Origin of the sequence: Novosphingobium sp. Leaf2 (assembly GCF_001421325.1) — a bacterium.
Classification (GTDB): Bacteria; Pseudomonadota; Alphaproteobacteria; order Sphingomonadales; family Sphingomonadaceae; genus Novosphingobium.
Genome location: NZ_LMJY01000006.1, coordinates 46,523 through 58,778, shown reverse-complemented (window position 1 = coordinate 58,778; position 12,256 = coordinate 46,523). Strand labels below are relative to the sequence as shown.

General features: G+C 66.2%; 13 protein-coding genes. 9 read left to right on the top strand and 4 right to left on the bottom strand.

Features of this window, described 5'->3' with window-relative positions; genetic code table 11:
* Positions 1-11: 11 nt before the first annotated feature.
* Positions 12-842, bottom strand: coding sequence for an oxidoreductase (locus tag ASE49_RS05790; protein ID WP_056769271.1), 831 nt, complete (start codon positions 840-842; stop codon positions 12-14).
* A gap of 159 nt (positions 843-1,001) precedes the next feature.
* Here ASE49_RS05790 and ASE49_RS05785 point away from each other — a divergent pair, with 159 nt between their 5' ends.
* From ASE49_RS05785 to ASE49_RS05775, 3 genes are read left to right on the top strand one after another with little or no spacing between them, the layout of a single operon-like run.
* Complete coding sequence (locus ASE49_RS05785; protein WP_056769268.1) at positions 1,002-2,132, top strand: LLM class flavin-dependent oxidoreductase; 1,131 nt, start codon at positions 1,002-1,004, stop codon at positions 2,130-2,132.
* Complete coding sequence (locus tag ASE49_RS05780) at positions 2,125-2,787, top strand: cysteine hydrolase family protein (protein WP_056769266.1); 663 nt, start codon at positions 2,125-2,127, stop codon at positions 2,785-2,787. Before ASE49_RS05785 ends, ASE49_RS05780 begins: the two co-directional genes overlap by 8 nt.
* Entirely contained in the window at positions 2,784-4,013 is a 1,230-nt protein-coding gene (locus tag ASE49_RS05775; RefSeq protein WP_056769264.1) for an MFS transporter, read from the top strand. The genes ASE49_RS05780 and ASE49_RS05775 overlap by 4 nt, the downstream gene beginning before the upstream one ends.
* Before the next feature lie 9 nt (positions 4,014-4,022).
* Here ASE49_RS05775 and ASE49_RS05770 read toward each other — a convergent pair whose 3' ends face one another.
* Positions 4,023-4,688, bottom strand: a complete 666-nt coding sequence (locus tag ASE49_RS05770; RefSeq protein WP_056769262.1) for a hypothetical protein — start codon at positions 4,686-4,688, stop codon at positions 4,023-4,025.
* A 67-nt stretch (positions 4,689-4,755) separates the two neighbouring features.
* On the opposite strand from ASE49_RS05770, the gene ispH reads away from it, so the two are divergent.
* From ispH to ASE49_RS05750, 4 genes are read left to right on the top strand one after another with little or no spacing between them, the layout of a single operon-like run.
* Complete coding sequence (ispH, locus tag ASE49_RS05765; protein ID WP_056769260.1) at positions 4,756-5,736, top strand: 4-hydroxy-3-methylbut-2-enyl diphosphate reductase; 981 nt, start codon at positions 4,756-4,758, stop codon at positions 5,734-5,736.
* A 4-nt stretch (positions 5,737-5,740) separates the two neighbouring features.
* Positions 5,741-6,727 carry a homoserine kinase gene (gene thrB / locus ASE49_RS05760; protein WP_056769257.1) on the top strand — a complete coding sequence of 329 codons (987 nt, stop codon included), beginning with the start codon at positions 5,741-5,743 and terminating at the stop codon, positions 6,725-6,727.
* Positions 6,724-7,158 carry a ribonuclease HI gene (rnhA, locus tag ASE49_RS05755; protein ID WP_056769255.1) on the top strand — a complete coding sequence of 145 codons (435 nt, stop codon included), beginning with the start codon at positions 6,724-6,726 and terminating at the stop codon, positions 7,156-7,158. The genes thrB and rnhA overlap by 4 nt, the downstream gene beginning before the upstream one ends.
* Before the next feature lie 20 nt (positions 7,159-7,178).
* Positions 7,179-8,285, top strand: a complete 1,107-nt coding sequence (locus tag ASE49_RS05750) for an FUSC family protein (RefSeq protein ID WP_235522855.1) — start codon at positions 7,179-7,181, stop codon at positions 8,283-8,285.
* Positions 8,286-8,288: 3 nt separating this feature from the next.
* Here the strand turns inward: ASE49_RS05750 and ASE49_RS05745 are convergent, their stop codons facing one another.
* Positions 8,289-9,377: an NAD(P)/FAD-dependent oxidoreductase gene (locus ASE49_RS05745; protein WP_056769252.1), complete on the bottom strand. Its 1,089-nt coding sequence runs from the start codon at positions 9,375-9,377 to the stop codon at positions 8,289-8,291.
* Positions 9,378-9,382: 5 nt separating this feature from the next.
* Positions 9,383-10,366, bottom strand: coding sequence for an alpha/beta fold hydrolase (locus ASE49_RS05740; protein WP_056769250.1), 984 nt, complete (start codon positions 10,364-10,366; stop codon positions 9,383-9,385).
* A gap of 63 nt (positions 10,367-10,429) precedes the next feature.
* Between ASE49_RS05740 and ASE49_RS05735 the strand changes: the two genes are divergently transcribed.
* On the top strand, positions 10,430-11,125 hold the full coding sequence (locus ASE49_RS05735) for an A24 family peptidase (protein WP_056769246.1): 696 nt from the start codon (positions 10,430-10,432) through the stop codon (positions 11,123-11,125).
* Positions 11,126-11,204: 79 nt separating this feature from the next.
* On the top strand, positions 11,205-12,212 hold the full coding sequence (gene cpaB / locus ASE49_RS05730) for a Flp pilus assembly protein CpaB (protein WP_056769244.1): 1,008 nt from the start codon (positions 11,205-11,207) through the stop codon (positions 12,210-12,212).
* Positions 12,213-12,256 lie beyond the last annotated feature (44 nt).

Sequence of the window (12,256 nt, the reverse complement as noted above, 5' to 3'; positions counted from 1 at the left end):
GGCGCGGCGCGTCACGTTTCTGCTGCGGCCACGCCGTTGGTCAGATGCGCCCACGTATTGAACTGCGCCTGCAGCATGGCAAATTCGCCCTTCACATAGCCCAAGGCGTCTGTGCCCAACAGCAGGACCAGCGGGGGTTCAGGCGCGGCGATGGCCGTCAGGATGGCCTGGGCGACCAGCGCAGGATCGCTGGGTTCCTGTCCGAAATGCCCGGTCAGCACTGGGCGCGCCGTGTGTGCGGTTTGCGCATAGTCCGTGATCGCCGGTTCGGCACCCGGCAGGCGTGAGGCTGCAAACTGCGTGCGCATGCCGCCTGGAGCGACGTTGGTAACATTGATGCCCAGCGGGTTCACTTCCTGCGCCAGTGTGCGCCCGATACAATCGAGCGCGAACTTGCTGGCACCATAAATGCCAGTACCGTTCCAGCAGGCCAGGCCGCTGACCGACCCAATGTTGACGATGTGCCCGGCGCGCCGTGCCCGCATACCGGGCAACACCGCCTGGATCACCGCCAGCGCGCCCCATACGTTGATGTCGAACAGCGCCTTGGCATCGGCGATCGGGGTTTCCTCGATCGCGCCGGTGTAGCCTGCACCCGCGTTGTTCACCACCACGTCCAGCCCGCCGGTGCGCCCCTCGGCCATGCTGACGACCCGCTGCACGGCCACGCTGTCCGTCACGTCCAGCACCATCCCTATGGCCTGCTCGCCCAGTGCTTCAAACGGACCGACCGCGTCGTGCGCGCGCACCGTGCCCACCACGCAGTGGCCTGCATCAATCGCGGCGCGCGCAATGGCGAAGCCCAGCCCGCTGCTGACGCCGGTGATGAACCAGTTGCTCATGGCTTGGTGCTCCTTGGTTTGGGATCGCACTCCATTGCGGCTCGGCGCGGGTTTGGGAATACATCTCCCGATCATGACAACAGCGCGGGCGCGGGGTGACAAGAACCAGGCGAGACCCCATCCTAGCTTCGCATCACAAATTGTGATCAGGGGAACCGCATGTACGACCGTCAGCCGCGACCCGCCGCCTTTGGGCTACCTTCCGATACCGGTGGGCGGGATCTGGGCATCTTCATGCCGATGGCGAACGGCGGCTGGATCCTGTCCAAGAACGCACCCGCGCTGGACGGCTCTTACGATTACAACCTCAAGGCGGCGCGCCTGGCCGAGGATATCGGCCTGGATTTCATCATGGCGATGGCCAAGTATCGGGGCTACGGCGGAGAAACCCAGCACTGGCGCTCGTCGCTGGATTCCCCGATGATGATGGCAGGGTTAGCCCAGGCGACCAGCCGGGTGAAGGTGTGGGCCACCGTGCACACCATCCTGCAGAACCCCGCCGTCACCGCCAAGATGATGGCCACGCTTGACCAGATCAGCCACGGCCGCGCCGGGCTCAATGTGGTGACGGGCGCGTACCGGGGTGAGTTTGCGCAGATGGGGGCATGGCCCGAAGGCGTGGACCATGATGAGCGCTATGTGCTAGCCACCGAATGGATTCAGGCGATCAAGGCCTTGTGGACGCAGGACTCCGTCACGTTCGATGGCAAGTATTTCACCCTCGATGACTGCATGTCCGACCCCAAGCCTTCCACGCCGCCATTTCTGGTGTGTGCCGGCACCTCAAAAGTCGGCATCGAATTCACCGCGAACGAGATGGACGCGCTGTTCCTTTCGGGCGGCGATGTGGACGAACTTGCCGCCGCCAGCGCCAAGGCCAAAGAGGGTGCCGCCGCGCTGGGCGCAAAGATCCGCACCTATTCGATGATGACCGTCGTGTTCGGGGAAACGGACGCGGCGGCGGAAGAAACCGCTGCGCATTTTCGCGCCGGACTGGACGAAGGCGCATTGCACGGCATGATGCGCGCGTACGGCTTTCTCGATAGCGAAATCGGCAAAGAAAACGCCTTTACGCAAAAGGCGCGCTCCACGTTCATGACGCCGCACGTCCTTGGCACCCCCGAGACCGTAATCGCGCGGTTGAGCGAGATCTTTGAAAAGACCTCGCTTGACGGGCTGATGCTGATCTTCCCGGATTATCTCGCATCCCTGCCCATTTTCGGTGAAAAGGTGCTGCCAGTGCTGCGTGAACGCTTTCCCGCGCAGGCAGCGGCGCTGGCGCATGGGTGAACCCTTGCCGCACATCGCCGATCCCGCCGGCATGATCGCGCCTGAATGCACCGCGCTTATAGTGGTGGACGTGCAGGTGGATTTTGCGGCGGCGCACGGGGTGATCGGCCGCTACGGCACGGACATGAGCCCGGCGGAACGCGCGATAGACCGGATCGAAGCGCTGATCGCCGCTGCGCGCAAAGCCGGCGCCACGGTCGGGTTCATGCGGGTCATGACCTCGCCAGAAACCGATTCGAACACCCTCAAGACCTGGATGAAGCGGCGCGGAAGCTCCGGCAGCGAAGCGATCTGCCGCATCGGCAGCGGCGGCGAGGACTATTACCGCGTTGCGCCTGAACCCGGCGACATTGAAATCAGCAAGCTGGCTTATTCCAGCTTTCATGGCACCGATCTGGAAACGCAGTTGCGCGCACGCGGCATCGACACGCTGGTCGTTACCGGGCTGACCACCGAATGCTGCGTGGATGCCACCACGCGCGATGCCTTCCACCGCGATTTCCATACGTTCGTGGTGTCCGATGCCTGCGCCAGCTTCGATGAAGCCGTGCATCACCATACCCTCAAGGTCCTGTCCGAAAACACCTCACTGCTGGTAACGAGCGAGGCCGTGGTGGCGGCATGGGCCCGTGCCAGCCAGGACGCCCAGCGATGAACAGCAAACCGCTCGTATTCGTCGGGTTTCTGACGTTGTGCCTGATGTATTTCCTGCTGTCCGCCGGCACGTTCAATTCGCTGGGCATGGTCATCCCGTCCATGGTCAAGGAATTCGGGATGACCTGGGCGCAGGCGGGGTTCGGCTTCACCTTGCTGGGCACCGCATGCGGCATCATCAGCCTTGCCCCGGCCCTGACCATCCGCAAGCTGGGAGTTGGCCGCACCTTGCTGGCCGGCATCGCGCTGCTGTTTCTGGGCTTCGGGCTGCTATATCGTTCACAAGGCGTGGAAACCTATTACCTGGCCACCACGCTGCTGGGCATCGGCTACTGCTTTTGCGGCACGGTGCCTGCCGTCCACGTCCTGTCCAGTACCTTCCAGCGGCGCTCCACGGTGCTGGGGCTCTATTTCACTATCGGCAACCTGGGCGCCGTGGCGGGCCCACTGCTGTGGGCCGGCACGCAAACGGCGGGGATGGGCTGGCGTTCGTACTGGCTGATCTTCACGATCGCCGTCGTGATCGTCGGAGGCCTGTGCACGCTGACCGCAGGCCGCCTGCGCCTCGAACGCCCGCCGCAGGATCCGCTCATCGGTGGCTTGCACGCGGAATGGACCGTGCGCCGCGCCCTGGGCTCGGTGCAGTTCTGGATCGTCGTGGGCGCCTATACCGCGTGTCTTGCCATCAACACCACGACGCACAGCTTTGCCTACCAGCACCTGATGGAACACGGCATCGCCGCTACCCGCGCCTCGCAGCTCATCAGCTTGTCAGCGCTGGTGTGCGCGATCGGGTCGGCGCTGGCGGGTTTTGCCGGCGAAAAAGCTTCGCCGCGGGCCTTGACGATGTTCTCGCTGGGCTGCCTTGCGGTGTCCGCCGCCACCCTCGCGCTGGCGAACGGACCCTGGACGCTGGTGCTGTGGATGGTGACATTCGGCGGCGGCCTGGGCTTCAGCTATGTCGCCACCGCGATGCTGCTACAGTCCTATTTCGGGCAGCGCGCCTCGCTCGAACTGTATTCGATCATGATGGCCGTATCGACCTCTGCCGCCGTAGGGCCTGCACTTGGCGGGGCGATCAAGGACAGCACCGGCAGTTTTTCCGGTATCTTCATCGGCCTTGCAGCGGTGAGCGCAGTGCTGCTGTGCGCGGTGGCCTTGATGCGCAAACCAGGCGAAGCAATGGAGACGCACGCCCCTCGGCTGGCCGAAGCCGCCGAGGTCTGACGCCGGCCATCACCGCGTGGCGTTATAGGCCAGCTGCGCTTCGTTGAGCTGGAAACCCACCAGCACTTCGAACGAAGAGCGTGCGATGGCCGCTTTCACCTGCGGATCGGCGAGCGGATCGACCGCGGCATCGGCATCGCCCGCCTTGCGCTTGCGGGTGATGCGATCGCGCACGTCCTGCGGCAGCGTGGCTGCGGCGCGATCCACGAACGCGTTGACTTTCGCGGTTGCCTGCGCCCGCTCCTGCCCGTTAGCGAACGTGAGCGTGACCGTGCCCACCCGCTTGCTGATCACGGCGCTGCCGCCCTGCAGCACGCTGACAAAATACGGCAGCGTGATGGTGCGCGCGCCAGCCGTGTCATAGCGGCGGGCGAGAACCTGGAACGACACTTGCGCCGTCACTTTGGGATCAAGGCTCGCCTCGTCGCACGCGCTGCGCACGTCGGTCATCGCGGCCACGACATCAAGGTTGCTGGCGGTGCGATCACCGGCTGCACGGAAAAGCGTCATGTCGCCGGTGTAGTCGGGAATGCCCACAGCGGGGCATTTGGAGCGCACGGCGGTGATACCAACGCTCTGGTCAACCACGATCTCACCTTTGGTCTTGCACCCGCTGAGCCCGCTTGCGGCCACGGCGGAGCACAGGAGGGTCGTGGTCAGGCGGCGTGCATTCATCGTCACTTCCTCGAATGGGGTGCGCTTGCCCTAGCGGCGCACGCGGCAAAGCGCTAGAGGGCCATGCATGAACGCGCCCTTTCCGTCCACGACGACGCCGCTTGCTCAGCCGCTCCAGCCGCTGCGCCTTCTGATCGCAGCCCCGCGCGGGTTTTGCGCCGGGGTGGACCGGGCCATCGAAATCGTCGAGCGGGCGATCGAGATCTACGGCGCACCGGTCTATGTGCGCCATGAGATCGTGCACAACAAGTTCGTGGTCGATACCCTGAAGGCCAAGGGCGCGGTGTTCGTGGAAGAGCTGGACGAAGTGCCCGATGGCGTGCCGGTGATCTTCAGCGCGCACGGTGTGCCCAAGGCGGTGCCGGCTGCGGCCACCGCACGCGGCCTGGAATGGCTGGATGCCACCTGCCCGCTGGTCAGCAAGGTCCACCGCCAGGCCGAACGGCAGATCGATGCCGGGCGCCATATCCTGTTCATCGGCCACGCCGGCCATCCCGAAGTGATCGGCACGTTCGGACAGGTTCCCGAAGGTGCGATGACGCTGGTGCAGACCGTGGAAGATGTTGGCACGGTGCGCGTGCCGGACGGGGTGGAGCTGTGCTACCTGTCGCAGACCACGCTGTCGGTGGACGATACGGCGGCCATCATTCAGGCGATCCAGACCCGGTTTCCCGATGTCATCGCGCCCAAGGCCGAAGACATCTGCTATGCCACGTCCAACCGCCAGGCCGCCGTGAAGCAGATCGCGCCGCAGTGCCAGCTGGTGCTGGTAATCGGCTCGCCCAAAAGCTCGAACTCGCTGCGGCTGGTGGAAGTGGCGCAGCGCGAAGGCGTGCCCGCGCAGATGATCCAGCGCGCCGCCGAAATCGATCCGGCATGGCTGGACGGCATCGATGTGGTGGGGCTGACGGCCGGCGCCTCCGCGCCGGAGGAACTGGTCAACGAAGTGGTCGCGCGCATCAAGGAACTGCGCGAAGTGGGCACCGAAGAGATCGTCACCACGCGTGAGCACATGACTTTCAAGCTGCCCCGCCAGCTGGTGCGCTGAACCGATGGCAGTCTACACCCGGCTGGGTGCCGAGGAGATGGCCGACATCATCGCCGCCTTCAACGTCGGCACGCTGGTTTCGGCAAAGGGCATCGCGGAAGGCGTTTCCAACAGCAACTGGCTGATCGAGACCGAGGCAAGCGGCACGGCGCGGCGGTTCATCCTGACGATCTACGAAACGCGCACCGAGATCGCGGACCTGCCGTTCTTCCTGAACCTGCTGGATCATCTTGCCGCCAAGGGCTGCCCGGTGCCGCGCACGATGCATGATGCGCACGGCGCCAGCTATCGCCTTCACCCCACGCCCGAAGGCGACAAGGCGCTGGCGCTGATCGAATTCCTGCCCGGCGTATCGGTGTCCGAGCCCATGCCCGGCCAGGCGCGCGCGGTGGGCGGGGCGCTGGCGCAGATCCATCTGGCCGCGGCAGACTTTCCCGATTCGCGGGTAAACGCGCTGGCGCTGCCGGCCTGGCGGCGGTTGCTGGACCAGTGCGGGCGCAGCGGCCTCGATTCGATCCACCCGGACCTTGGGAGGCTGGTCGATCGCGAACTGGCGGTGCTGGATGCGCAATGGGCGGCAGACCTGCCGCGCGGCGTCATCCATGCCGACCTGTTTCCTGACAACGTGCTGATGCTGGGCGAGCGGGTGACCGGCCTGATCGACTTCTACTTCGCCTGCACCGACATTCTGGCGTACGACGTTGCCGTAACGCATGCCGCGTGGTGCTTCAGCCCTGACGGCGGGCAGTTCCGCGCCGATCTGTCTGCCGCCCTGCTGGAAGGCTACGATGCGGTCCGCCCGCTGAGCGTGACCGAGCGCGCCGCTCTACCGCTGCTGGCGCGCGGCGCGGCCATGCGGTTCCTGGCGACGCGGGCGTATGACTGGCTCAACACGCCAGCCGGCGCGCTGGTCACCCCTAAAGACCCGATGGCCTTCGCCCGCCGCCTGCAGTTCTACGCCGACCCGGTAAATACGGAGATTTTCGCATGAAGCAGGTGGATGTCTTCACCGACGGCGCCTGCAAGGGCAATCCCGGCCCGGGCGGGTGGGGCGCGTTGCTGCGCATGGGCGACCACGAAAAGGAAATGTCCGGCGGCGAGGCGGACACCACCAACAACCGCATGGAGATGACCGCTGCCATCAAGGCGCTCAATGCGCTTACCGAGCCGTGCGACGTCACCCTCCATACCGACAGCAAGTATGTGATCGACGGCATCACCAAGTGGGTGCACGGCTGGAAGAAGAAGGGCTGGATCAATGCCAGCAAGCAGCCGGTGCGCAATGCGGACCTGTGGCACGACCTGATCGAAGCGGCCGGGCGGCACAAGGTGCAATGGCAATGGGTGCGCGGCCACAGCGGCCATGTAGAGAACGAACGCGTCGACAAGCTCGCCAGCGATGCGGCCAAGGCGGCGGCATAACCACTGCGTCGGCTCGATTCTTGAGCACCCCCCTAACCCGCACCTTGCGCACCGAAGCGCGGGCGCTGGTAACGCCGGGTCCACGCATGGCGGACGAATGGGCCTGCGTCGCCTCGGTAATGCTGGCCATCGTGTTTGCGCACGCGATCGGCGCGACGATGGTGGGGTGGGCGGCGTTCAGCGCGTTCATCCTGCTGAAAAGCGATACCGCAGAAACCCTGCTGCGCGGGACCATGCGGATCATCGGCACGCTGCTGGGTTCGGCGCTTGCCTTGGCCATCGTGCCTTATGCAGCGCAATCCCTGCCGCTGCAGATGATCGCGGGCGCGCTGATCGGCGCGCTGGGGCTGTACGGCATGCTGACGGCAAAGCGCGGCTATGGGTGGCTGCTGTTCGGCCTGACCTTCGAAATGATCCTGTTCGACAAGATCGAGCGAACCGATCTCGATACCTACGGCTTTGCCCGGACACGCCTGCTCGAAGTCATCGCCGGGACCGCCGCGTGCACCCTTGTCAGCGTGGCCGTTGGACTGTGGGCAGGCAGGCGCTGGTGGACCGATCGCAAGCCGGCAGGTGGGCGCATGACCTGGAACCCCACCGCCGCGCGGCATGCCGCGCAAGCCGGGCTCGCCATCGCCACATTGCCCCTGCTGCATGCGCTGGTCGGCCTGCCCCAGCTTTCCCAGGCCGCGGTTACGATCATGGCGGTGATGATCGTGCCAGTGACCGGGATCGGCGCCAGCGGACTGGTGCCGGTGTCCCGCAGGCTGCTTTATCGCGCGCTGGGCTGCATGGCCGGCGGGGCCCTGGCGCTGGGGGTGCTGCTGGCGGCGCAAGGCAGCGTGCCGGTGCTGATCGCCGGAACGTGCCTGGGCATCGTGATCGGCCGCCATATCGAAAACGGATTGCCCGGTGTCACGTATCTGGGCCTGCAATTCACCCTGGCTGTGATCGCGGTGCTGGTGCCGGACAGTTATGCCGACGCGCAGATCGGGCCGGGAGTAGCCCGACTGGTCAGCATTTTCGTGGGCATGGCCGTGCTGGAGCCGGTCCTGCTCACCTGGCATTTCGTTGCCCCGGGCCGCAAAGAGACCAGCCGCGTGACCGACAGTGCGAGCGGCGAGTAGCCGTCAGCCGAAGCGATTGGGCGCGAAAGGCGCCGGGTCGATGGCGCCGGGCGCAGCACCCGTCAGCAGGCGCGCCGCCAGATGGGCTGCGGCCGGCGCGGTCTGGATGCCGAAGCCGCCCTGCCCGGCGAACCAGAAAAACCCGGCATCGCCAGGCGCAAAACCATAGACCGGCAGGCGATCGGGCGCGAACGAGCGCAGCCCCGCCCAACGGTGTTCCACCCGCTCCACACGCCAGTCCACCACCCGCTCGAACCGGTCGATCGCCAGCGCCACGTCCAGTTCTTCGGCTGCGGCATCGCACGGGCCGCTGGGCGTTTCGTCATGCGGGCTAAGCCAGATGCGCCCATTTTCGGGCTTGAAGTAGAATTGCCCCGCCACATCCAGCACCAGCGGGAGGTCGTCACCCACCGGCCCGTCCACCACCAGCTGCGCAATGGTCCGCCGGTACGGCACAATGCCCAAGGGCCTGATACCCGCAAGTCCCGCCACCCGGTCTGCCCAGGCGCCAGCCGCGTTGACCAGGATCCCTGCGGACACCTGTTTCCCATCGGCCAGTGTCAGTTGCCAGCCCGATGCCATGCGCTGCGCCGCCGCCAGCCCTGCCCGGCACCACACTTGCGCGCCCTGCGCCTTGCACGCCGCGAGGTAATGCTGGTGCAGCGCGGCCACATCGATGTCGCAGGTGCTGGGCTCCAGCGCGCCGCAGGTCCATTCCGGGCGCAGGCCGGGAACGCGCCGCGATACGTCCTCCCGGTCAAGCAGGTCTACCGTGACGCCGGCAGCCCGGTATTCCTGTGCGAAAGCCGCCACCTGAGCCTCCTGCCCTGCCCGGCCCAGGGTCAATGCTCCGCGCGGGGTCAGCACGCCCAGCGCGCGCAGGGTGGGGCCTGACGCGCTCGTCAGCGGCTGGACACCGGGGCCGCCATAGCTTTCGGTCCAGAACGCGGCAGAGCGCCCCGTGGCATGGTAGCCGGGCCGATCCTCAGCCTCCAGCAGCACAATAGACGCGCCCGAGGGACCCAGCGCAGCCGCCAGCGACGCACCGGCCATGCCCGCGCCCACGATGGCGATATCAAACGACGAGTCCATGTGGATCAGGCCCTAGCGGGCGCGTGCTGGTTCAGGAAGTCCCTGATGCTGGCAAGCGCGCGATCGCGCACCACATCGACTTCACGCAGGATTTCGTGGCGACATTCCGGGCCGAACGCATCCAGTTTGCCTTGTGGCAACCGGCGCGCGGCGCGTCGGATCGCGGGCCATGAAACAAGCCCGTCTACGCTGGTGCCAAGGATCAGCGTGGGCGCCTGTACCGCCTCCAGCATCCCCGATTGCTCCAGCATCCGGATCGAGGCGAGCGCGCATTCGATCCAGCCCCAGCTTGCCGGTCCCATCGCGATGATAGGGCGCTTCGCCCGCCACCACTGTTCATCGTCATAGCGGCTGTCGTCATGCGTGAGCAGCAGGCTGCGCGATGCGCGCGCGCCGCTCATCTTGGCGCCCGGCTTCTCGCCGCCCTTCCAGGCCGGCCGGCGCGGATCACCCAATCGCACGATCGCGCGCGCGATGCGGTGAAGAACCCGCGTCGGCACCCAGGTGGGATGAATGCCCAGCATCGGCGCGGACAGCACCATCGCGTCGGGCGCCGCCACGCCTTCCGCCACGGCGCGCAGCACCAGATGGCCGCCCATCGAATGACCCACCGCCACGTGCGGCCCGGGCGTTGACGCGCGCCACTGCGCGAACAGCGCCGCATAATCAGCGACCCACACCGCAAAGTCGGAGACATGGCCGGTCGACGCATCGCTACCCAGCCGGCCTGACCCGGCCTGCCCGCGCCAGTCCGCCGCCGTCACCTGCCACCCTTCGCGGTGCCAGCCATCCAGCGTTTCCAGCCATTTTTCGTAAGCATCGCCGCGCCCCGGCATGAACAGGATGGACCCACGTGGACGCTTGGAGACCGGCCAGTCGATCCGGCGCAGCAGGTGCCCGTCAGGCAGGGCCCAACGCGACTCGACCGCCTCCGGCGGGATTGCGCGGCGTGCCGGGGAATGCAGGAGAGCGTTTAGGGCCGAAGTCACGATATGGCGGGTCCGAAATCCTGGTTACCGTTTGGTAGTGATGCTCGATGTACAGCCAACCGCATGACAGGCGCTGCCTTTTCCTACGCACTGCTGGCGGCGCTGGCAACGGCCCTGCTCGTTGCAGCGGTGACCGACTGGCGCAGCCGCACGATCGCCAACACGCTCAACCTCGCCATCGCGCTCGCCGCGCCGCTGTGGTGGCTGGCAACGGACCTGCCGCTGTCCGCCATCGGCTGGCAACTTGCGCTGGCAGCCGGCACGTTCGCGGTGGCCGCGCTGTTGTTCGCCGCCGGACAGATGGGTGGCGGCGACGTGAAACTGCTCACCGCGCTGGCGCTGTGGTTTGCGCCTGCCAGCTTCTTCCAGCTGTTCGTGCTGATGGCGATTCTGGGCGGCGGCGGCTCGCTCGCGATGGCGCTGTTCAACATGCAGCGCGACCGGGAAGCGCGAACAGCAGACACGCTGGCCATGCTCGCCACCGTATTGGCGATCGGCTGTCTGACCGCGATGGCGATCGCCACTGCGACTCACGGGCCGCTGATCCCACCTGCCGCGATAGTCTTCGTCGCCAACACCATGCCCAACATATGGCTCATCTTTGCCGCGCTGCTGGTGCTGGTCGTGCTGCTGACGTGGGGCCTGCGCCGCGTAATGCGCCGGCAGAAATCGCGCATCGAAGTGCCGTACGGCATCGCCATCGCCGCTGCCGCCTTGTGGGTAATCGGTACCGAAATGCTGGCCACGATAACCGCGTGAACGGGGTGAACCCGTTCTTAACCAATTAAGCGCATACCGCCCTGACAGACCGGGGTTATTGCAAGGGGCTTTCCAAGCCATGGACAGGAAAAAGGTGGTGCTGCTTGCGGTTGCGCTGCTCGTTGCGGCTTTCACCGCGTTTGCCGCAAGGTCGATGTTTGCAGGCGGCGCGACGCCGCAGGCGCAGGCGGTAACGGCGCCGACCGGACCCAAGGTTCTGGTCGCTCAGCGCGCGTTGCCGGTTGGCACGATCATCACCGCCGATTCGGTATCGTTCCAGAGCTGGCCTGACAACATGGTGCAGGACGCCTACTTCCTCGATGGCAAGGCGGACATGAGCAAGCTGCTTGGCACCGTGGTGCGCTTTCCGATCACCGCAGGTCAGCCCTTGACCCAAGGCGCGCTGGTGGCCCCGGGCGATCGTGGTTTCCTCGCCGCCGCACTCGGGCCGGGCATGCGCGCTGTCACTATCCCCGTATCGGCCAAAACCGGCGTGGGCGGCTTCGTGTTCCCCGGCGATCACGTCGATCTCGTCCTCACCCAGCAAGTGCAGGGACAAGGCAATGCGCTGCGCGCCGCCGAAACGATCCTGCGCAACTTGCGCGTCCTCGCCACCGACCAGGCCACCACGAGCGACGTGGTGGACGGCAAGACCACCGTTCGCGGATTCGCCACGGTGACGCTGGAAGTAACCCCGCGCATCGCCGAAAAGGTCGCCGTGGCGCAGCAGATCGGCGAAATCAGCCTGTCACTGCGGGCCATTGCCGACAACCAGGGCGAATTCGACCGGGTGCTTGCGAGCGGCCAGGTCAAGGTTCCCGAAGGCGCGACCCGCCAGCAGGAAGAAGCCTTGATGCGCGCCGCGATGGACCGTCCGATCGACGGGCAGAGCACGTATGTGACCGGCGGCGACGTCTCGCGCTTCCAGCGCTCCAGCATTCCATCGCAAGCCGCACCGGCCCAGCCAGCGATGGCCATGGCTGGTCCTGCACCGCAAGCAGCCAGCGGCGTACCCGTCCACACTGGCCCCGTGGTGCGCGTCACCCGCGGCAAGACCACCACTGACGAACCGGTGAGCGGCAAATGATGACGCTCACCATGCCGCGCCTGCGCGCCACACCCTTTCCAGCC

What these genes read in the sequence shown, in the direction of transcription:
- ispH (WP_056769260.1), top strand. Translation starts at nt 4,756, where the DNA reads ATGAACGCGCCCTTTCCGTCCACGACGACGCCGCTTGCTCAGCCGCTC.
- ASE49_RS05745 (WP_056769252.1), bottom strand. Translation starts at nt 9,377, where the DNA reads ATGGACTCGTCGTTTGATATCGCCATCGTGGGCGCGGGCATGGCCGGT.
- ASE49_RS05770 (WP_056769262.1), bottom strand. Translation starts at nt 4,688, where the DNA reads ATGAATGCACGCCGCCTGACCACGACCCTCCTGTGCTCCGCCGTGGCC.
- ASE49_RS05780 (WP_056769266.1), top strand. Translation starts at nt 2,125, where the DNA reads ATGGGTGAACCCTTGCCGCACATCGCCGATCCCGCCGGCATGATCGCG.
- thrB (WP_056769257.1), top strand. Translation starts at nt 5,741, where the DNA reads ATGGCAGTCTACACCCGGCTGGGTGCCGAGGAGATGGCCGACATCATC.
- rnhA (WP_056769255.1), top strand. Translation starts at nt 6,724, where the DNA reads ATGAAGCAGGTGGATGTCTTCACCGACGGCGCCTGCAAGGGCAATCCC.
- ASE49_RS05735 (WP_056769246.1), top strand. Translation starts at nt 10,430, where the DNA reads ATGACAGGCGCTGCCTTTTCCTACGCACTGCTGGCGGCGCTGGCAACG.
- ASE49_RS05775 (WP_056769264.1), top strand. Translation starts at nt 2,784, where the DNA reads ATGAACAGCAAACCGCTCGTATTCGTCGGGTTTCTGACGTTGTGCCTG.
- cpaB (WP_056769244.1), top strand. Translation starts at nt 11,205, where the DNA reads ATGGACAGGAAAAAGGTGGTGCTGCTTGCGGTTGCGCTGCTCGTTGCG.
- ASE49_RS05785 (WP_056769268.1), top strand. Translation starts at nt 1,002, where the DNA reads ATGTACGACCGTCAGCCGCGACCCGCCGCCTTTGGGCTACCTTCCGAT.
- ASE49_RS05790 (WP_056769271.1), bottom strand. Translation starts at nt 842, where the DNA reads ATGAGCAACTGGTTCATCACCGGCGTCAGCAGCGGGCTGGGCTTCGCC.